Origin of the sequence: Streptomyces sp. AB3(2024) (assembly GCF_041862025.1) — a bacterium.
In the GTDB taxonomy this organism is placed as follows: domain Bacteria; phylum Actinomycetota; class Actinomycetes; order Streptomycetales; family Streptomycetaceae; genus Streptomyces.
The window spans coordinates 20,188-39,266 of sequence record NZ_JBGWAB010000072.1; the positions used below are offsets into that span (position 1 = coordinate 20,188).

19 protein-coding genes are annotated in these 19,079 nt (G+C 75.5%); 9 read left to right on the forward strand and 10 right to left on the reverse strand.

Annotation, left to right across the window (positions count from 1 at the left end; translation table 11 throughout):
* Window positions 1-130 precede the first annotated feature (130 nt).
* Entirely contained in the window at window positions 131-481 is a 351-nt protein-coding gene (locus ACEPPI_RS25035) for a hypothetical protein (protein ID WP_373917512.1), read from the forward strand.
* Between the two features lie 49 nt (window positions 482-530).
* Here the strand turns inward: ACEPPI_RS25035 and ACEPPI_RS25040 are convergent, their stop codons facing one another.
* Together ACEPPI_RS25040 and ACEPPI_RS25045 are read right to left on the reverse strand one after the other, a co-directional pair.
* The gene (locus tag ACEPPI_RS25040) at window positions 531-1,268 is read right to left on the reverse strand and encodes a hypothetical protein (protein WP_373917513.1); all 738 of its coding nucleotides are present in this window, start codon (window positions 1,266-1,268) and stop codon (window positions 531-533) included.
* Between the two features lie 67 nt (window positions 1,269-1,335).
* Window positions 1,336-2,691 carry an MFS transporter gene (locus ACEPPI_RS25045; RefSeq protein ID WP_373917514.1) on the reverse strand — a complete coding sequence of 452 codons (1,356 nt, stop codon included), beginning with the start codon at window positions 2,689-2,691 and terminating at the stop codon, window positions 1,336-1,338.
* 70 nt (window positions 2,692-2,761) lie between these two features.
* On the opposite strand from ACEPPI_RS25045, the gene ACEPPI_RS25050 reads away from it, so the two are divergent.
* The 4 genes from ACEPPI_RS25050 to ACEPPI_RS25065 all read left to right on the forward strand — a co-directional run bounded on the left by ACEPPI_RS25050 (window position 2,762) and on the right by ACEPPI_RS25065 (window position 6,483).
* Window positions 2,762-3,808 carry an AI-2E family transporter gene (locus ACEPPI_RS25050; RefSeq protein WP_373917515.1) on the forward strand — a complete coding sequence of 349 codons (1,047 nt, stop codon included), beginning with the start codon at window positions 2,762-2,764 and terminating at the stop codon, window positions 3,806-3,808.
* Window positions 3,809-3,860: 52 nt separating this feature from the next.
* Entirely contained in the window at window positions 3,861-4,109 is a 249-nt protein-coding gene (locus ACEPPI_RS25055; protein ID WP_373917516.1) for a DUF6158 family protein, read from the forward strand.
* Window positions 4,110-4,335: 226 nt separating this feature from the next.
* Window positions 4,336-4,911: a TetR/AcrR family transcriptional regulator gene (locus ACEPPI_RS25060; protein ID WP_373917517.1), complete on the forward strand. Its 576-nt coding sequence runs from the start codon at window positions 4,336-4,338 to the stop codon at window positions 4,909-4,911.
* A gap of 48 nt (window positions 4,912-4,959) precedes the next feature.
* The gene (locus ACEPPI_RS25065; protein ID WP_373917518.1) at window positions 4,960-6,483 is read left to right on the forward strand and encodes an MFS transporter; all 1,524 of its coding nucleotides are present in this window, start codon (window positions 4,960-4,962) and stop codon (window positions 6,481-6,483) included.
* 67 nt (window positions 6,484-6,550) lie between these two features.
* Here the strand turns inward: ACEPPI_RS25065 and ACEPPI_RS25070 are convergent, their stop codons facing one another.
* On the reverse strand, window positions 6,551-7,951 hold the full coding sequence (locus ACEPPI_RS25070; protein WP_373917519.1) for a tetratricopeptide repeat protein: 1,401 nt from the start codon (window positions 7,949-7,951) through the stop codon (window positions 6,551-6,553).
* A 175-nt stretch (window positions 7,952-8,126) separates the two neighbouring features.
* Here ACEPPI_RS25070 and ACEPPI_RS25075 point away from each other — a divergent pair, with 175 nt between their 5' ends.
* On the forward strand, window positions 8,127-9,470 hold the full coding sequence (locus tag ACEPPI_RS25075; RefSeq protein WP_373917520.1) for a M64 family metallopeptidase: 1,344 nt from the start codon (window positions 8,127-8,129) through the stop codon (window positions 9,468-9,470).
* A 52-nt stretch (window positions 9,471-9,522) separates the two neighbouring features.
* Here the strand turns inward: ACEPPI_RS25075 and ACEPPI_RS25080 are convergent, their stop codons facing one another.
* Window positions 9,523-10,686 carry a serine hydrolase domain-containing protein gene (locus ACEPPI_RS25080; RefSeq protein ID WP_373917521.1) on the reverse strand — a complete coding sequence of 388 codons (1,164 nt, stop codon included), beginning with the start codon at window positions 10,684-10,686 and terminating at the stop codon, window positions 9,523-9,525.
* 315 nt (window positions 10,687-11,001) lie between these two features.
* Here ACEPPI_RS25080 and ACEPPI_RS25085 point away from each other — a divergent pair, with 315 nt between their 5' ends.
* Window positions 11,002-12,081: a hypothetical protein gene (locus ACEPPI_RS25085; RefSeq protein WP_373917522.1), complete on the forward strand. Its 1,080-nt coding sequence runs from the start codon at window positions 11,002-11,004 to the stop codon at window positions 12,079-12,081.
* Window positions 12,082-12,132: 51 nt separating this feature from the next.
* On the opposite strand, the gene ACEPPI_RS25090 is transcribed toward ACEPPI_RS25085, so the two are convergent.
* Genes ACEPPI_RS25090 through ACEPPI_RS25100 form a run of 3 tightly spaced genes read right to left on the reverse strand, consistent with a single transcriptional unit; the run spans window position 12,133 to window position 14,823 of the window.
* Window positions 12,133-13,167: an NAD(P)/FAD-dependent oxidoreductase gene (locus ACEPPI_RS25090; protein ID WP_373917523.1), complete on the reverse strand. Its 1,035-nt coding sequence runs from the start codon at window positions 13,165-13,167 to the stop codon at window positions 12,133-12,135.
* Complete coding sequence (locus ACEPPI_RS25095) at window positions 13,164-13,754, reverse strand: isoprenylcysteine carboxyl methyltransferase family protein (RefSeq protein ID WP_373917524.1); 591 nt, start codon at window positions 13,752-13,754, stop codon at window positions 13,164-13,166. Before ACEPPI_RS25095 ends, ACEPPI_RS25090 begins: the two co-directional genes overlap by 4 nt.
* Window positions 13,755-13,761: 7 nt before the next feature.
* Window positions 13,762-14,823 carry a type III polyketide synthase gene (locus ACEPPI_RS25100; RefSeq protein ID WP_373917525.1) on the reverse strand — a complete coding sequence of 354 codons (1,062 nt, stop codon included), beginning with the start codon at window positions 14,821-14,823 and terminating at the stop codon, window positions 13,762-13,764.
* 208 nt (window positions 14,824-15,031) lie between these two features.
* On the opposite strand from ACEPPI_RS25100, the gene ACEPPI_RS25105 reads away from it, so the two are divergent.
* The gene (locus ACEPPI_RS25105) at window positions 15,032-15,922 is read left to right on the forward strand and encodes a UbiA family prenyltransferase (protein WP_373917526.1); all 891 of its coding nucleotides are present in this window, start codon (window positions 15,032-15,034) and stop codon (window positions 15,920-15,922) included.
* 6 nt (window positions 15,923-15,928) lie between these two features.
* Here ACEPPI_RS25105 and ACEPPI_RS25110 read toward each other — a convergent pair whose 3' ends face one another.
* The 3 genes from ACEPPI_RS25110 to ACEPPI_RS25120 form a co-directional block, all read right to left on the reverse strand.
* On the reverse strand, window positions 15,929-16,957 hold the full coding sequence (locus ACEPPI_RS25110) for a PHP domain-containing protein (RefSeq protein WP_373917527.1): 1,029 nt from the start codon (window positions 16,955-16,957) through the stop codon (window positions 15,929-15,931).
* A 77-nt stretch (window positions 16,958-17,034) separates the two neighbouring features.
* Window positions 17,035-17,766 (reverse strand): VOC family protein, encoded by a 732-nt coding sequence (locus ACEPPI_RS25115; protein WP_356225627.1) that lies wholly within the window; start codon window positions 17,764-17,766, stop codon window positions 17,035-17,037.
* Window positions 17,767-17,873: 107 nt separating this feature from the next.
* Window positions 17,874-18,422: an HPP family protein gene (locus ACEPPI_RS25120; protein WP_373917528.1), complete on the reverse strand. Its 549-nt coding sequence runs from the start codon at window positions 18,420-18,422 to the stop codon at window positions 17,874-17,876.
* A gap of 265 nt (window positions 18,423-18,687) precedes the next feature.
* On the opposite strand from ACEPPI_RS25120, the gene ACEPPI_RS25125 reads away from it, so the two are divergent.
* Window positions 18,688-19,079: cupin domain-containing protein (locus ACEPPI_RS25125; protein ID WP_373917529.1), on the forward strand; the 392-nt coding region annotated here is incomplete at its 3' end.

The following is a 19,079-nucleotide window of genomic DNA, read 5'->3' on the forward strand; positions in this document are numbered from 1 at the left end:
CCGCCGGAAGCGGACCTGTGGCAGGCCGGTCGGGCGGACCTCGTATCCTGCAACGGAGCTCGGCCCCGAGCAGTTTCGAAGGGCCGTGCCGCGCCCCGGGCGCGCGCACGGCGGGAAAGGGAGACCCCTGATGGACGTGCAGCACTTCGAGCGGATCACCGCGTTCATCGAGGCGCGGCTGACCCCGCTGTTCGACGCGGAGACCGGAAGTGAGCGCGGTTTCGCGATGGACGACACCTCCCGGGCCCTGCGCGCGCTGCGCAACAGCGTGCTGGAGGCTTCGGCGGTGAAGGGGCTCTTCGAGCAGCGGCAGACCGCCGACCAGCGGATGCGCAACGTCATCGACCAGTCGGTGGAACACCACTGGGACGTGCTGCGCGGAATCGCCCGCCAGTGGGAGGACCACGCCGACTTCCGCCGCGAGTTCAAGCGCCACGCCTGGCAGCTCGAAGCCGCCCCGGCCGTGCCCGCCGAGGCCTGAGCGTCCCCCGGCTCCCCGGGCGGCGCCGTCCGGGGAGCCACTGCCGTCCTCACCGGCTGGGCGCGCCGCCGATCAGGTAGTCGACCCGGCGCCGCAGCCCGCTCCAGCGCCGGTCGTGGTGGTAGGCGCGCTTGAGGGACCGCGCCCGCGCCCTCGGCCGCCGCCGGTAGAACCTGCGCGCCCACGGGGACACCGGCCGGGCCAGGCGCACCGCGGCGACGAGCGCGATCATCGGGACGATCGCCCCGAGCACGGCCATCCGCGGCTTCCCCTTGAACAGGGCGACGACGGCCAGCAGCAGGTTGAACACCACCGTCCCGACCGCGGTCAGCCGGTTGTGCTCCTCGTCCGGCGTCAGCCCGTCCACCCCGAGCGGCAGGAACCCGCACAGCAGCAGGGCCGCGAGCGCTGAGGTCAGGATGACCACCTCGACGCTGATGGTCCCCTCCTTGCTCCAGTAGACGTCGCTCAGGTGCAGGATCAGCGCGAACTCGTCCAGCACCAGTCCGGTACCCATGCCGAACAGCACGGCCGCGATGCAGGCGCCCCACCCCGTGCGGCCCCCCGCGATCGCCGTGAACCCGCCCACGGTCATCAACACCACCCCGGGCACGGCGTGGTGCACGTGCAGTCCACCCGGCGTGACATTGCGGAACGGGCCCTTCCCGGCCCGGATCATCCGGGTGATGACCCGGGTGACGGCGAAGGTGACCACGAACGCGGACAGCGCGAGGAGCAGCGGCAGTTTGCCCGGCTCCAGGATGTTGCGGTACCACCATGCGCCCATGCCGTCACCCTCCCGGCCCCGGCCGGGCCGCGCACAGTGAGGACCGCCGTTCGGGCCCCACGGCCCCTCAGGCCGCGGCGGCCCCCTGCCGCGGCGGCGGACCGGCCTGGTCCGCCTCCCGGGCGGCCCGGCGCAGGGCCGCGTCCTCGTCGGTGTCGGCGTCGTAGGAGATCAGCTTCGGAAGCAGCGCGGCCAGCAGTGCCACCGAGGCCACGCAGGCGAGTCCGCCGCTCCAGAACGCCGGACGGGTACCGGTCCATCCGGCCATCGTGCCCGCCCGGACCTGGCCGAGCTGCGGACCGCAGCTGTACGAGAGCACCTCGATGCCCGCCAGCCGCCCGCGCAGTTCCTCCGGGATCGTCTGGTTCCAGATCGTGGCCCGCCCCAGACCGCTCAGCATGTCGCCCGCACCGGCCACCGCCAGGCACGGCAGGACGAGCCAGATCCCGGAGGACCAGCCCGCCGCCGCGATCGCCAGACCCCACACGGCCGCCCCGCAGACCACCAGCAGCCCGTGCCGCCGCACCCGCGACACCCAACCGCTGGTCAGCCCCAGCACCAGGGAGCCCACCGCGCCCGCCGCGTACATCAGGCCGAGGGCCCACACCGCGTCGAGCTCGTCGGCGAGGAAGGGCAGGATCGCGTTCGGGAACGCGAAGAACATCGCCGCCAGGTCGACGGCGTACGTGCCCAGCAGCACCGGCCGGCTCCACGCGTACCGGGCGCCCTCGGCGATCCCCCGCAACGAGGGGCGCGCCCCGTCGCCGACCGGGGGCGCCGGGCTGAGCCGCGTACACAGGAGCACCGAGACGAGGAACCCCACGACGGTGACGCAGTACGCGGGCGCGTACCCGGCGTACGCGACGACCACGCCGGCCAGCGCCGGGCCGGCGATCGCCCCGAACTGGTAGCGCAGCCCGTTGAGCGCGGCCGCGGCGCTCAGCTGGTCGTGCGGCACGATCCGCGCCATCAGCGAGTCCAGCGCGGGCCGTTGCAGCCCGGTCAGCGCGGACACCCCGGCCGCGACCACGTACAGCGGCCACAGCAGTGGCTGCGGCAACAGGGCGTTCACCAGCAGCACCAGGGCGAGGACCCCGAGCCCGGCCTCGGTCAGCAGGATCAGCCGCCGCCGGTCGACGGCGTCGGCGAGGGCGCCTCCGTAGAGCCCGCAGACCAGCAGCGGTACCAGCTCCACCGCGCCCATGGCACCGACCGCCAGCGGCGAATCCGTCAGGTGTTTGATCTGCAGCGGCAGGGCGATCATCGCCATGAACGAGCCGAAGAAGGTGACCGTCCCCTGGAAGAAGAGCAGTCGGAAGTCACGGCTGGAGCGCCACGGGGACAGATCGGGCAGTACGGAGGACAATCGGGATCCACTCACGACGGGCCATCGTGCGCGGGCCCCGCTGCCACGGCAACGCATTTTCTCCCCGGACGGGCGAATACGCGGCCCGGCGCGTGGCATCGGCCTCCCGCGGTGGCACCCATGCTGCATGCCGCCGGTGTCCCCGTTCCTGCGCACGGCCGCGTCCTACGCGTGGCGCCTGCTGGTCGTGGGCGCCGCCGTGTACGCGGTCTTCGTCGTCCTGGGCCGCTTCCACGAGATCACCGTGGCCCTCTTCCTCGGCCTGGTCATCACGTCCCTGCTGGGCCCGCCCACCCGGATCCTGGCCCGCCGGATGCCCCGCTCCGTCGCGGTCGCGGTGAGCCTGGTCGGCAGCGCCGTGCTGCTGATGGGCGTGCTCGCGCTGGTCGGCGAGGCAGTGGCGGGGGAGAGCGGGACCCTGGGCAGGGAGTTCCGCGAGGGCCTGACCAGCATCGAACGCTGGCTGGCCCGGCCGCCCTTCCGGCTGGACCCGCACGCCCTGTCCGACCTCCAGTCGAAGATCGGCTCCTACCTCTCCAGCCACCGCTCCACGCTGCTCAACACGGCCGTCACCGGGGCCGGGCAACTCGTCCAGGTGTTCACCATGCTGGCGCTCGCGGTGTTCTCCTCGGTGTTCTTCCTGCACGGCGGCGGCCGACAGTGGGAGTGGTTCTGCGAGCAGCTCCCGCAACGGACGCGCGGGCGGGTGGCCATCGGCGGGCGCGCGGCCTGGCGCACCTTCACCGGATACACCCACGGGATCGTGCTCGTCGCGGCCACGAACGCCCTCCTCGTCGGGGTGGCCCTCACCCTCCTCGGAGTCCCGCTGGCCGTCCCGCTTGCCCTGCTGGAGTTCGTCGCCGCCTTCGTGCCGCTCATCGGCTCGCCCGTCGCCCTCGCCGTGGCCGCCGTGGTGGCCCTCGCGGCGAAGGGGCCGGTGACCGCGGCCATCGTGGTCGCGCTGATCGTGGTCATCGGCCAGATCGAGGGGCACCTGCTGCACCCGCTCGTGATGAGCTGGGCGGTACGGCTGCACCCCCTGGTGGTCGCGGTCTCGGTGGTCGCGGGCGCCATCGCGGCCGGAGTGGTCGGGGCGGTGGTCGCCGTCCCGCTGGTCTCGGTGACCTGGTCGGTCCGCTGCGCCCTGCGCGCTCCCGTCCCCGGGCCGCCGTGACCGTGCGGTCCCCTTACCGTGGAACGTGGGGGCGACGTGGAAGGCGGTTGCCATGGCGGAGCACACGGCCCGTGGAACGGCGGCGGGCGAGCTGGAGGACGGCCGGCTGCTCAAGGAGCTGGAGACCATCCACCGCACGCGCCACGAGACCCTGCTGCACGGGTCGGACGACGCGCTGGCCACGCACACCCAGCGGCTGAAGGAGCTGGAGGAGGAGTACCTCCGGCGCCACCCGCGGCGGGCCACCACCGCCGGCCGGACCCGTACGGGAGCCCGCGCCCGTACCGCGGCCGAGGACTGACACCCGAACCTGGTCCGCCCCGCGAATGCGCGGGGCGGCACACGCCTTCTGCCCGACGCGGCCCCGGCGAAACCCGGGCGGTCGAACCGTATGTGCGCGGCGCCCACCGCTCGGTGAGGTGAGGCCCCTCGGCTAGATGAGGGGGAGACGATTCCCTATCAGTTGAGTCTTCTTTGCATCGTGTGAGACAAATATGTATCGTACGAGGCGAAGGAGGCTCATCCCTATGCGTGAAGAAGAACTGCTCGACGCCGTGGCGCGCGTCCTCGCGAGCGATCACAGCGCCTCGATGGTGCAGATCGCCGCCGGCGTCGGCACCAGCCGCGCCACGCTCGGCCGCCGCTACGCCACGCGCGAGGCGCTGATCAAGGCGGTCGCCGCCCGGTCGATCGAGGTGGTCGACGGCTGCCTCGCCCCCGCCGACCTGCACGCGGAGACCGCCGACGGCGCCTCCTTCGACGCTGCGCTGGAGGAACTGGTCGTCGCCCTGCTCCCCGCCGCCCACCTGTACGGATTCACCTCGCGCGACGCCACCGTGCTCGCCGACCCCGCGTTCCGCGCCGGGATCGAGCGCCAGGACCAGCGGGCCCTCGCCTTCCTCGCCCTGGGCCAGCGGCTCGGACGGCTGCGCGTCGACCTGCCGCCGTACTGGATCTGGTACTCCCTCTGGGGCCTGCTCGACGCCGCCGCCGAAGGCGTGCGCGACGGCCACCTCGCCCGCCGCGAGATCGGCCGCCTCGTCCTGACGTCCTTCCTCGGGGGAGCGCGTCCCCCCTGGCCGCAGACCGCCCCCACCGCCTGATCCGCCGCCCCGGGCGGCACACCCGTGCACAGACCAGAACGGAACCCCATGCACACCCCCACGCGGGACCCGCGCCGCTGGATCGTCCTCGCGATCCTCTCCGGCAGCCTCCTGCTCATCTCGATGGACACCACGATCCTCAACGTGGCCTTCCCCTCGCTCGTCGCCGACCTCCAGCCCGGAGCCGTGCAGCAGCTGTGGATCATCGACGTCTACGCCCTCGCCCTGTCGGGCCTGCTGGTCACCGCCGGCGCCCTCGGCGACCGCTGGGGCCGCAAGCGGCTCCTGATGACCGGCTTCGCGATCTTCTCCGTGGCCTCGCTGATCGCGGTGTTCTCCACCGAGGCCTGGCACCTGATCGCGGCCCGCGCCCTGCTCGGCATCGGTGGCGCGGCCATCATGCCGTCCACCCTCTCGATCCTGCGCACCGTCTTCACCGACGCCAAGGAGCGCGCCTTCGCGCTCGCCGTGTGGGCCGCCGTCTTCGGTGGCGGCATGGCCTTCGGCCCGGTCGTCGGCGGGCTCCTGGTCGAGGACTACGGCTGGCACTCCGCCTTCCTCCTCAACCTCCCCGTCGCCGCCGTGATCGTCGCGGCCGGTCTGCGCTACCTGCCCGAATCCCGCAACCCGCGCAGCACCGGCCGCTGGGACTGGGCCGGTGTCTTCCAGTCGATCGTCGGCATGCTCGCCCTCGCGGGCGGCATCAAGGAGCTCGGCAAGGCCGGAGCGGGCGACCCGCTGCCGTGGGCCCTGCTGGCCGTGGCCCTCGTCGCGCTCACCGTGTTCGTCCGCCGCCAGCTGCGCGTGGACAACCCGCTGCTCCAGGTGCGGCTGTTCGCCAAGCCCGCCTTCAGCGTCGCCGCCACCGCGATCTTCCTGCCGATGATGGGGATGGGCGCGATCCTCTTCCTCGTCACCCAGTGGTTCCAGTACGGCCAGGGCTACAGCCCGCTGGAGGCCGGAATGCGCCTGCTGCCCGCCCCGCTTGCCCTGATCTGCGGCTCGATGGTCGCGCCCACGCTGATGCAGCGCTTCCCGATCCGGCACGTCCTCGGCGCCGGCCTGGTGGTCCTCGCGGCCGGCATGGCCCTGCCCTGGACCCTCCAGCAGTTCACCGGCCTCGGCTACCCGGCCTTCGCGGTGGCACTGACGGTCATAGGCCTGGGCGCGGGCATCGCGACCACCGTGGCCTCCGTGACCCTGATGTCCACCTCGCCCGCCGACGAGGTCTCCAGCGCCGCCGCCATCGAGGAGACCTGCTACGAGCTGGGTTCCGCGATGGGCGTGGCCATCATCGGCAGCACCGCCGCGGCCCTCTACCGGGGCAACCTGCCGGTGCTCGACCTGGACGGCCCGGCCGCGAGCGCCGTACGGGACTCCGTGGGCGAGGCCGCGCACACCGCGCAGCAGCTGGGCGGAACCGTAGGAGAGGCCCTGCTGGAGGCGGCCTCGCAGGCCTACACCCTGGCGATCACCCCGGCGTTCCTGATGGCCGGAGCCCTGGCGGTCGCCGCCGCGGTCACCACCTGGGCGCTGATCCCGCACGACCTCCAGCCCACCGAGAACCACTGACCCGTCGGCCACCCCGGCCGCGCTCCCGGCCGTACGGCCCCCCGGTCCGCCGCTCCCGGCACCGCCCTCACCGCGGTGCCGGGAGCGGCCCCGTCTGCGGGGACCGGGCCCGGACCGGAGCCGGGTACGGGGTCGCCGGGGCCGGGCCCAGCGTGGTCGTGCCCGGGGCCGCCGCACGGTGCCGGAGCCCGGTGCGGTACGCGTCCATCGCCGCCTCGGTGCGGCCCGCCCGCCGCAGCAGGTCACCGAGCAGCCGGCACACGTCCGCCAGATCGCCGTCCGCCCCGCTGCGCTCCAGGAGCGACAACGCCCGTACGTAGTGCTCCTCGGCCGCCTCCGTCTCCCCGCGCTCCTGCGCGACCAGCCCGAGCAGCCGGTGCGCGCCCCCCGCGTGCACTGCCGCCGCGGCCACGCTCCCACCGGCCGCGTCCGGTTCCAGCAGCCCCGAGACCAGGTCCACCGCCTCGTCGTACCGGCCGAGCCGCCGCAGCACGTCGGCCAGCTCCACCTCCACCTGCGCGGTGTACAGCGCCGCCCGCCGGGCCGTCAGCATCTCCCGCGCGCACCGCAGCTCCCGCTCGGCCGCGTCCAGCTCCCCGTGCTGCGCCCGGACGTAGCCGCGCATCCAGTGGCAGTGCGCCAGGTCCGTGCGCAGCCGCAGTTGCCGGTACACCGCCTGGGCCCTGGCCAGCGCGGCGTCGGCGTCGGCCGTGCGCCCGTCGGCGAGGAACGTCCGCGCCACCTGCCGGTGCATCCCCGCCACCAGCGCGGGGTCCCCGACCTGCGGGGCCAGCGCCAGGGCGAGTTCGGCGGCCTGCGCCGCCCGGGTCCGCGCGCCCATGTCGAGGTACGGGCCGATCACCGCGGTGTAGAGCAGCACCAGCGCCTCCGGATCCCCGAGGCCGCCCGCGTTCAGCGCGTCGATCGCGGACTCCAGCAGGTAGCAGGCGTAGCGCAGTTCACCGGCGAGCAGGTGCACGACCGCGCGACCGCGCACGGCCCGCGCCCGCCGCGGCAGCGGCTCCCCGGACAGCAGCGCTTCCGCCGCCTCGAAGTGCCCGGCGGCCTCGGTGAGCTCCCCGCACTCCAGGGCGCACTCGCCGAGTCCGAGCAGCGCCTCGGCCCGTTCGTCGGTGAGGCCCAGGCGCTCCGCCTCGGCGAGCAGCCGGCCGAACTGTGGGGCCGCCTCCCGCGCCGTGCCGGTGGCGAGGGTGCTCTGGGCGTCGGTCAGGGCGAGGCGCAGCGCGGTGGCCAGGCCGGGCGGCCGCCCCGTGGCCAGCTCCTCGAACGAGGTCCCGAGCCGTCCGGCGAGGAAGCGCAGGGCGGTCTCCGAGGGCCGCACCTTCCCCGCCTCCAGGGTGGACACGTAGGCGGGGGTGTAGTCGGGCTGCGCCAACTGCCGCTGGGTCAGCCCGCGTTCCGCGCGCAGCCGCTGTACCCTGCGCCCGATCTCGGCCGGTTCGTCCATGAAATCCCCTCGCTGTGCCGCCGCTGGATCCAACTCCCCAGTATCGAACGGGAGTCACCCATTGCGCACGCCCCGCGCGCCGCCTAATTTAAGCAGCCGGTTCAGTGGACTTAAGTTCGCGCTTAACCCTCTTGTCCGACCCCCCACCCCACTCCTGCTCCAGGCGGAGGACTTCATGACACCAGCCGTCCGGCCGGCCCTGCGCGCGGCCCTCGCCGCGCTCTGCGCGGGCGCCGCACTCCTGACCGCGACCGCGCCCGCCGCGGCGGCCGACCCGCCCCACCGCACCGCCGTGGAAGTCGAGATACCCGGTCCGGAGCACGGCGGCGAAGCCGGCTCCGGGCACGTCCGGGTGCCGGCCGCCGGGCCCGCCAAGGCCGCCTCCCGCCTCTCGGGGGCCGCCCGCGAGGCCGACGGCCAAGTCGCCAAAATGATCGACAACGGCCCCACCGCCGACCGGCTGGACGTGGTCGTGATCGGCGACGGCTACACCGCCGACCAGCTCGGGCAGTTCCACGCCGACGCCCGGGCCAAGTGGGCCGAGGTCACGGCCGTCGAGCCCTACACGACCTACCGCGACCTCTTCAACGTCTGGACCGTTGACGCCGTCTCGGCCCGGTCCGGGGTCTCCGGCGACCCCGGCCCGGACACCGTCCGCGACACCGCGCTCGGCTCGTACTTCTGGTGCGAGTCCATCGAGCGGCTGCTGTGCGTGGACCAGCCCAAGGTGGACGCGTACGTGGCCAAGGCGCCCGCCGCCGACCTGGTCATCGTCCTCGCCAACAGCGCCAAGTACGGTGGGGCCGGGTACAACGAGCCCAGCGCCACCCTCGGTTACGAGGGGATCTCCACCGCCTCCGCCGGACACCCCAAGTCCGGTCAGGTGGCCATCCACGAGACCGGGCACTCCCTCGGCAAGCTCGCCGACGAATACTTCTACCCGGGCGTGCCGGACTACGAGAAGTACACCGGCCCCGAGCCCGCCGACGCCAACACCTCCACGCTGGACGCCGGCCGGATGGCGGCGCAGCGGGCCAAGTGGTACCGCTGGCTGGGCGAACCGTCCCCCGACGGCGGGACCGTCGGCGCGTACGAGGGGGGCGGCTACTACGTCACCGGCCTCTACCGCCCCACCGACAGCTCGATCATGCGTGTGCTGGGGAAGCCCTTCAACCTCCCGGGAGTCGAGGCGATGATCGGCGGGTTCCACCGCCACGCGAACCTCGTCACCGCGCTCACCCCCACCGACCGCCCCCTGCGGCTGCGGCACACCGCGAAGGCGGCCGTTCCGCGCCTGGCCGGCCCGGACGGACGCCAGTTGGTGGTGCGCTGGTACCTCGACGGACGGGAACTCAAGCGGTTCGCGGGCCGGGACGAGGTGCGCGTGGCCGACCTGTGGCTGCTCGACCTGCGCGCCCACAAGCTGACGGTGACCGCCGAGGACCGGACCCCCGCGGTCCGCGATCCCGCCGTCGCCCGCACCCTCACATCGACCGTGAGCTGGACCGTCCGGCTCTGACGCGGACGCGGACGCGGACGCGGACGTGGGCGGCCGGGCGACGGCGCCGGGTTCAGGGGCGCCGCGCCCCGGCCGCGTACGTCCAGAACTCCCGCATCACCGCGGGCGGGGTCGGGCCGCTCATCTCCAGCTGGGTCAGCAGTACGGCCGCCGTCCCGGTGGACGGCACGATGTGCGCGGCCGTGCCCGTACCGCCCACCCAGCCGTAGCGGCCGGGGACGTTCCACGGATCCCGCGCCACGACGTCCACGCAGCCGCCGAAGCCCCAGCCCTGCCCCTCCAGGAACAGTTCGCCGCCCTTGCGCTGGGCCGGTGTCAGCCAATCGGTCGTCATCTGCCGTACGGAAGAGGGCTTCAGCAGGGCCCGCCCGTCCCCGGCGCGCCCTCCGGCGAGCAGCATCCGCGCGAAGGCGTACAGGTCGGGGGCGGTGGATACCAGACCGCCCGCGCCCGAAGGGAACGCGGGCGGGCGGGTCCACTGGCCGTCGGGGGCGTCCACCAGCTCCGGGACGCCCCCCTCGGGACCGGCACGGTAGTAGCCCGTGAACCGGCCGAGCACGCCCTCCGGGACCGAGAACGCGGTGTCGGCCATCCCCAGCGGCCCGAAGATCCGCTCCGCCAGGAACCCGGGCAGGGTCCGCCCCGAGACCCGGGCGATCAGCACGCCGAGCACGTCGGAGCAGGTGTTGTACAACCACGCCTCGCCCGGCTGGTGCAGCAGCGGGATCCGGGACAGGGCCGCCATCCACTCGTCGGGCGGTGCGATCCGCTGCGGCTCCGGAGACCCCTGCCGGAGCTCGCTGAACAGCAGCCCGACGGCCGGGTGGCTGAAGTCGGAGGGGAAGCCCCAGCCGGCCCGGAAGGTCAGCAGGTCCTCGACCGTGACGGGCCGCAGGGCCGGCACCACGTCGTCGACGGGCCCGTCGGCCCGGCGGACGACCACCGGCGCGGCCAGCTCCGGCAGCCAGGGCGCCACCGGGGCGTCCAGGGTCAGCAGACCCTCCTCGGCGAGCATCAACACCGCGGCGGCGATGACCGGCTTGGTCAGCGACGCCACCCGGAAGAGCGAGTCCGGGGCCATCGGGGTGTCCCCGCCCGCCTCCGCGAAGCCGAGGGCCACGGACTCGACCCGGTCGCCGTGCGCGACGAGGGCCACCGCCCCGGGCGCCGCCGGGCCGCCCACGTACGGTTCCAGGACCTCGCGCAGAGCGCTCATGGCTTCACCTTCCGGAGGACGGGGTGGGGGCGGGCGTCCGCAGCGCGTCCCACAGGGCGCGATGGTGCGCGCAGGCCGCGTCGACCGGACGGATCCCGCCCGGCCACTCTCCCGCGCGCGCCGTCCCCGGGGGGCGGCGGCCGGGGGCGTGTCCGGCCCCGCAGCCCCGTACGGGCGCGGCACAGACCCGTTTGCCCGCCCCGAATGGCGCAGTGCCGGTCCGTGGCGCTGAATGTAACGAAGCGTGCGATTCCCATGACGCACGATGACCGGCGCGCGACGTGTAGACCCGCGTGTCGGCGAACGGAGCTTTCCATGAATGACCCCAGCACCCTCGCGGCCACCCCACACGACGACCGCGACGGTCCACCCCTCACACCGGACCCCACCCCGGACCAACCCCCGGTCGGCGCCCGCGCCGACACCCCGGCCCCCGCCGACGGCGCCCCGCCCGTCACCGCCCCGCCCGCCCCGGCGACGCCGCCGCCACCGGAGACCGGGCCCGGCGCCGGGAACCACCCCGAACCCCACAACGAACCGATGCGCACCCTGCTGGAGACGGCGGCCACCTGCCGCCCCGTCGAGGAGGTCACCGCCCTGGTGAGCCTCCTGAAGCAGACCGGCCAACCCCCCAGCCCCGGCCACGACGCGCTGCGCGCGGCCGCCGTCTCCCGGCCCGTACACGAGGTCCGGCGGATGGTCGCCCTGCTGGCCGAGCAGCCCCAGGAGGAGGCCGAGGCCGACATCACCCTGCGGGCGGCGGCGGTCGGCCGGCCCATCGAGGACGTCGCCCTCCTGGCGAGCATCCTGGGGCCCGACACGGCTCCCGCCGGGCATCCCGATGGGCATCGCGACGGGTTTCCCGGCGGGCCGGCCGACGGATCTGCCGCCGCGCTCCGGCCCACCCGGCCGCCCCTGGCGCCGCCCCCGCCCCCGGAGCGCCGGCCGGTACCCGCGCCGCCCCCCGGGCCGGGTACGGGTCCGGCCCGGGACAGGGGTGCGTTGCGCCACGTCCTGCGCTGGCCCACGGCCGCCGCGCTGCTGCTGTGCGGGGTCCTGCACCTGCCGCAGGACCTGGCCGCGGCCCTCCCCGGCGGGGACCCCGCCCGGTGGACGGCACCGGCAGCGGCCCTGCTGTGTCTCCTCGTCGGCGCACTGCTGGTCATACGGGACACCGCGGTGGTCTGGCGGGCCTCGGCGGTGGCCGCCCTCGCGGTGGTCACCCTGCACGTCGTGGGCGGTGTGGTGTTCTTCGACCCGCTCCTGGGCGCGCTCGGCGGGGCGTACTCCTGGGCCGGCGTCACGGCGGTGCTCTGCTCCGGCGCCGGGGCGGTCCTGGCCGGCCTGGCGCTGACGTACCGGCCGGCGCACACGGGGGCGGGCGGTACCGCCTGACCCCACCCGGACGAGGGGCCCCGGCCGCTTAATGCGCGGCCGGGGCCCCTCTCACCGTGCCAGCAGGTTCACCGCGCCCGTGAACACCCCGGGCAGGCGGGCCGCCAGCGGAACCACCCGCCCTGCCAGCGCCGGCCGCCCGCGCGCCCACAGCAGACCCGAGGTCAGGACGCGGTACGCCCGCGACAGCTCCCGCCAGGCGCGCTCGTACTCCTGCGGCCGGCCCGCGCGCACGCACCGTACGGCCTCACCCGCCGCCGCGACGGCCAGGGTCAGCCCCTCACCGGTCAGCGCGTCCACGTACCCGGCCGCGTCCCCGACGAACAGCACCCGCCCCGACACCCGGGTCCGCGCCCGCTGGCGCAGCGGTCCGGCGCCGCGCACCCCGGCGCCCGGCGCGGGGGGCGGCAGCCGGGCCGCCAGCGCCGGGAAGCGGTCGGCCAGCTGGACGTCGAAGGGCGCCTGCCGCGAGGTCAGCACCGCCACACCGATCCGGTCCGGTCCCAGCGGGGTCACGTAGGCCTCGCAGTCGTGCGCCCAGTGCACCTCCACCAGGTCGCTCCACGGCGCCACGGGGTAGTGCCGGCGCAGTCCATACCGCGCGGGCCGCCCCGCCGTGGCCGGTACCGCCAGGCCCAGGGCGCGCCGCACCGGGGAGTGAAGTCCGTCCGCCGCCACCAGGTACCGGGCCGTCAGGCCGCCCGCGCCGACCCGGTGCCCGTCCTGGCGGACTTCGCCGGCCCGCCGCGCGAGGATACGTACGCCCAGCTCCCCGGCCCGCGCGGCGAGCGCCGCCTGGAGTTCGGTACGGCGGGTGCCGCGCCCGGGGCCGGCGCCGAACAGGCCCTCCGCGCTGCGGCCCGTGACCCCGTCCACGTAGCGGATCCCGTGGAAGGGCCGGCCGCGCACCGGTACGCCCAGCTCCTCGAACCGGCGGACGGCGCCCGGCATCAGGCCCTCCCCGCACGCCTTGTCGATCGGGGTGGGCCGCGGTTCGAGGACGACCGCCTCCAGCCCGGCCAGCGCCCCGTGGATCGCGGTCGCCAGTCCCGCCGGGCCGCCGCCCACGACCAGCAGGTCGATCACGGCGCGACCCCCGGGAACCCGGAGGCCCGCGCGATGCCCGAACCCCCGGCGGCGTCGGGGGCGGCGGGCCGCCCCGCCCCGCCGCAGATGGCCAGAGCCCGGTCCTCGCAGGAGATCCGGACCCGCAGCAGCAGGGCGTTGAGCAGCGTGAACGCGGTCGCCGTCAGCCACGCCGAGTGCACCAGGGGCAGCGCGAGCCCCTCGGCCACCACCGCCACGTAGTTGGGATGCCGCAGCCACCGGTACGGCCCGCCCGTGACCAGCGCCAGCCCGGGGACCACGAGCACCCGGGTGTTCCAGCGCGGCCCGAGCGTGGCGACGCACCACCAGCGCAGGCCCTGCGCCGCCACCGCGAGGCCGAGCGCCGTCCAGCCGAGGACGGGCAGGAACGGACGGTACGGGGCTTCCAGCGCGCAGCCCACGAGCAGGGCGGCATGCAGCGCGACCATGGCGGGGTAGTGGCCGCGGCCGTACTCCCGGGCGCCGCGCGCCAGGCTGCGGACGGCATTGCGCCGGGCGGTGACCAGTTCGGCGATCCGCTCGGCCGCCACCAGGGCGAGGAGCAGGAGGTAGGGGGTCGTCGGCATCAGGACCTCACCAGCGCAGCAGGACGAGTTCGGAGGCGAAACCCGGGCCGAAGGCCAGCATCAGCCCCACCGATCCGGGCGGTGGCGGACCGGCGGCCTCGACGGAGCCGAGGATGTGCAGGACGGACGCGGAGGAGAGGTTGCCCGCCACGGCCAGGGAGCGGCGGCTGTGCGCGAAGGCGCGCTCCGGCAGTCCCAGGGCCCCGGCCAGCACGTCGAGGATCTTCGGCCCGCCGGGGTGGCAGATCCAGGTGTCGACGTCCGAGGGCTTGAGGTCGTGCCCGGCGAGGAAGGACTCGACCTCCTCCACCACGTGCAGCCGTACCAGCTCCGGCACCTCGCGGCCCAGCACCATCCGGAAGCCCCAGTGGCCGATGTCCCAGCCGAGCAGGTGCTCGGTGCCCGGGTAGAGGCGGCTGCGCGCGGCCACCACCACGGGCCCGACGCCGGTTTCGTACAGGGGATGGCCGGCCCCCACCGCCAGCAGGGCTCCGGCGCCGTCCCCGAAGAGCGCCCCGGCCACCAGGTTCGCCATCGAGGTGTCGGTGGGCTGGAGGGTGAGCGAGCAGAGCTCGGTGGACAGCAGCAGTGCCGCCAGCCCGGGACGGCCCGTCAGCTGTTCGTGCAGCAGCCCGAGTCCGGCCGCGCCGCCCGCGCAGCCGAGGCCGAAGAGCGGCATCCGGCGCACGTCGGGGCGCATCCCGGTGCGGGCCACCAGCCGGGCCTCCAGGGAGGGGGTGGCCAGCCCGGTGACGGTCGTCGACAGCACCAGGTCGATCTCCCCGGCCGTCAGCGCGGCACCGGCCAGGGCGCGTTCCACGGCCACGGCGCCGAGGTCCAGGGCGGCGCGGACGAAGAGGGCGTTGGAGGCGCCGAAGTCGGTGCCCGGACCGTAGCGTTCCAGCGGGAGCGCGAGGTGACGGGAGTCGACCCGCACCGAGGCGTGCACGCGGCGCAGCAGGGCGGGGTCGGTGCCGGGTGGCAGACAGCGGGCCAGTGCCTCCGTGATCTGCGGCTGGGGGTACAGGTGGGGCGGGAACACGCTGCTCACTGCCAGGACACGTGTCATTGGCCCAACATAGGGAAGAACGGCCGCCATCCGGCGAACGGCGCGAAGGGTGCGCAACGGGCGTGCCGTCACGGCGTAGCGTGACGCCGTGCCCGCCCCTGGTCCCGCTCCCGGTCCGGCCTCCGGTCCCGCCCCTGGTTCCGCTTTCGGCCCCGCCTGCGTGCCCGTCTCCGGTCCCGCCCCTGGCCCCGCTCCCGGTCCCGCCTACGTGCCCGCCTTCGTGTCCGCCCCCGGTCCCGGCTCCGCGCCGGCCGCCGTCCTTCCTCCGGCAGCGTCCGCCGCGCCCGTCGCCCTCGTGGGCGGACTGCTGCGGGCGTGTCACCCCGTCCCCGCCGCCGGGGTCACCCTCTTCGCGGGGGCGCTGGCCGCCGCGGCCGGGCGCGGGCCCGCCGGCACCGCCCTGACGGCCGCCGCGGTGGCGGCCGGTCAGCTCTCGGTCGGCTGGTCCAACGACCGGGCCGACCTGCGGCGCGACCGTGCCACCGGCCGCCGTGACAAACCCCTGGCGACGGGCGCCCTGCCGCCCGCCGCCGTGAGCCGCGCCGCCGTCGGCGCGCTGCTCCTGTGCGTGCCGCTGTCGCTGGCCGTGGGGCCGCTCGCGGGCACCGCGCACCTGGTGGGGGTCGGCGCCGCCTGGGCCTACAACCTGCGGCTCAAGGCCACGGCAGCGTCCTGGGCCCCGTACGCCCTCGCCTTCGGGCTGCTGCCGGCCTTCGTGACGCTCGCCCTGCCCGGGGGGCCCTGGCCGCCGCTCTGGCTGACCGGCGCCGCCGCCCTGCTCGGCGCGGGCGCCCACTTCGCCAACGTCCTCCCCGACATCGCCGACGACCTCGCCACCGGGGTGCGCGGCCTGCCCCAGCGCCTCGGCGCCCGCCGGTCGGCCGCGGTCGCCGCCGGGCTGGTCCTCGCCTCCACGGCCTGCCTGCTCCTCGGCCCGCCGGGCCCGGTCGGCCCGTACGGCCGGTGGCTGCTCGCGCTGACCTGCGGGCTGCTCTACGGAGCGGCCCGGGCGGGCGGCCGGATGCCGTTCCTGGCCACGATGGGCGTCGCCGGGGCCGACGTGCTGCTGCTCCTGGTCCTCGGCACGGGACTGGGCTGACCCGTTTCAGACGCGGGTGCGGGTCCACTCCAGGAGCCGCTCCGCGGACCAGGTGTTGACCACCCGGCCGGTTGGCACCCCGCATTCCACGGCCCGCTCGCAGCCGACGATCTGCCAGTCGAGCTGACCCGGGGCGTGCGCGTCGGTGTCGAGGGCGAAGAAGGTGCCCGCCGCCACGGCCAGGCGCAGCAGCCGCCGGGGCGGGTCCAGCCGCTCGGGCCTGCTGTTGATCTCCACGGCGGTACCGGACTCCGCGCACGCCGCGAACACCCTCGCGGCGTCGAACTCCGACTCGGGGCGCGTCCGGCCCGTGACGAGGCGTCCCGTGCAGTGTCCCAGCACGTCCATGAGGGGGTTGCGCACCGCCGCCAGGAGCCGGCGCGTCATGGCCGGGGACTCCATCCTCAGCTTCGAGTGCACCGATCCCACCACCAGGTCGAGCTCGTCCAGCAGCTCGGGCTCCTGGTCGAGGGAGCCGTCGGGCAGGATGTCGCACTCGATGCCGGTGAGCAGCCGGAACGGCGCCCACGCCGCGTTCAGCTCCGCCACGGTCCGCAGCTGTTCGCGCAGCCGTCCGGCCGTCAGGCCCCGGGCGACCGTCAGGTGCGGCGAGTGGTCGGTCAGCGCCGCCCAGTCGTGTCCGAGGGCGGCGGCGGCCCCGCCCATGGCCTCGATCGGGCTCCCGCCGTCCGACCAGTCCGAGTGCACGTGGCAGTCCCCGCGCAGGGCCGCGCGCAGGGCCGCGGCGGCGGGAGTGGGCGGCGGTCCCTCGGGCAGCGCGGCGACCTCGTCCTCCAGGGCCCGCAGGTACTCCGGGACGCCACCGGCCAGTGCCTCGGTCACCACCCGGGCCGTCTTCGGTCCGATGCCCTTCACCGATTCGAGGGAGCCGGTCGCGGCCCGCTCGGCCGTCTCCCGCTCGCCCATGCGGGTCAGGGCGGCGGCCGCGGTACGGAAGGCCCGCACCCGGTACGCGGGGGCCTGCGCGCGCTCCAGCAGGAAGGCGATCCGGTCCAGCGCCGCCACCGGGTCCATGGCGCACCTCCTCCCGGGCCAGTGTCGCAACGGGCCGTCCGCCCCGCGACCGGCGACGGGCGGCTCCCGTGGCGGGCTCAGCCGCCGGAGGTGAGGGTGAACAGGGCCCCGTCGGGGTCGCGGAGCGCGATGGAGCGTTCCGTCCCGGTCGTGGTGACCACCGATACGGTGCGTCCGCCGAGGTCGAGGGCCGCTTCCACGGCCGCGTCCAGTTCCGGGACGCGGAAGTGGACGTGCCAGCGGGGCCGGGTGTACGGGTTGTAGGCGCCGGGCTCCACCGGGCCGCTGTCCAGCCGGGCGACCGGATCGCCGTCGTGGCGCAGGACGACCTGCTCCTGCTCGTAGGAGACCTCGCAGCAACCGGGGCGGCCCGTGGCCCACTCCAGCACCTCGCCGTAGAAGAGCGCGGCGTCGAAGGCGTTGCGGGTGCGCAGCTCCAGCCAGGCCGGGGCCGGTCCCTTGCCCACGCGCCAGCCGGCGGCGACGGGCCCGGCCCAGATCCCGAAGACCGCGCCGTCCAGGTCGGCGACCAGGGCGGCCCGGCCGCCCGAGGGGAAGGAGACCGGCCCGACCGCGACCGTCCCGCTGCGCTCGCGGATCCGGCTGGCGGCCACGTCGGCGTCGTCGACGGCGAAGTAGGGGGTCCAGGCCACCGGCACGGCCAGGTCGACGGCCAGGGCGCCGATGCCGGCGACCGGGACGCCGTCCAGCACGGCCACCGAGAACCCCTCGCCGAGCCGCGCGGGCCGGAAGGTCCAGCCGATGACCGCGCCGTAGAAACGCTGGGAGGCTTCCAGGTCGCGGGCCATCAGGCTCACCCAGCAGGGGGCGCCGAAGACGTCCTTCGCAGAAATTTCCACGGACAAGAAGTAGCGCCCGCCGCCCCCCGGGGCCGTGCAGGCGCGCCAGCGGGTCATCACCACCAGTAGGCGGGGTACCTCGGTGCCTTGCGGCGGATGCGGGAACCGGCGTAACCGGTGAGGACGAGGAGCACGGTGGATCCGAAGAGCAGCGGTACGAACCGGGCGGGCGCCGGGCTCTGCAGGACGGTCACCACGGCGGTGGCCACGGCCGGGGAGTGCGGGGTGCGGGCGAGGGTGAGCACGGCGAGGGTGAGCCCGGCGGCCAGGGCCGCCGCCCAGGCGCTGCTGCCCGCCGCCGCGAGGACGGCGTACCCCGCGGTGGCGCCGATCAGATGGCCGACGACCACGCCGCGCGGCTGGGCCAGCGGCAGGGTGGGGGCGCTGTGGATCAGGGCGGCACTCGCGGCCAGCGGGGGGATGAGCACCGGCTCGTGGATCATCGCGCCGATCGCGACGAGGGCCAGCAGCACCGTCGTCGCCGCGCTGACGCTGTGGACGGCGGCGGCCGCACTCGGCCGGGCCGGGGCCCGGGGCGGCGCGGTCGGGCGGGGATCGGCGGCGGCGGTGACGGGCGGGGTGGCGGTGGCGGTACCGGGGTTCATCGCAGGGTGGGTTCCGGGGCAGGGGGCAGGGCGGCGGGGAACGGCGTGGGGAGCCGGGCCGCGGCCCGGTGATCGACCTCGGGCCGGGCCGCGCGTCCGTTCCGTGTACGGCCGACGCGATCCGGCCGCGATTTTATCGTTCACCCGTGCGACGGTGGCGGCGGGGGTGGCCCCGGCACCCGTGCGATGGGCGCAAGAGCCCCGGAATGCCGGCCCCGATCGTGTATGACTGCGGGGGCACGCGCGGACGGAAGGAAGGACCGGCATGACGACGCACCCGGACCCCACCGGGGTTCTGGCCGACCTCGACGCGGTGATCGCGGGCGCCCCCGAAGGGGCCACCGGCGCACTGTGGCGGCTGACCGCGGCGGCACGGGGGCTGGACGCCAACCTGATCCGCCTGCGGCCCGACGCCGTCATCGCGGAGCACGCCGAGCCCGCCCTCGACGTCCTGCTCGTGGTCGTCGACGGCGCCGGGCGGATCGACACCGAGGACGGCGCCCACCGGCTGCGCCCGCACTCGGCCGTCCTGCTCGCGCGCGGCGCGCGGCGCTCGCTGACCGCGGGCCCGCGCGGGATGACGTACCTGACAGTGCACACCCGGCGCCCCGGCCTGGGCATCGGGACGGCCGTCGGAGCGGCCGCGGGCGGGGCGGG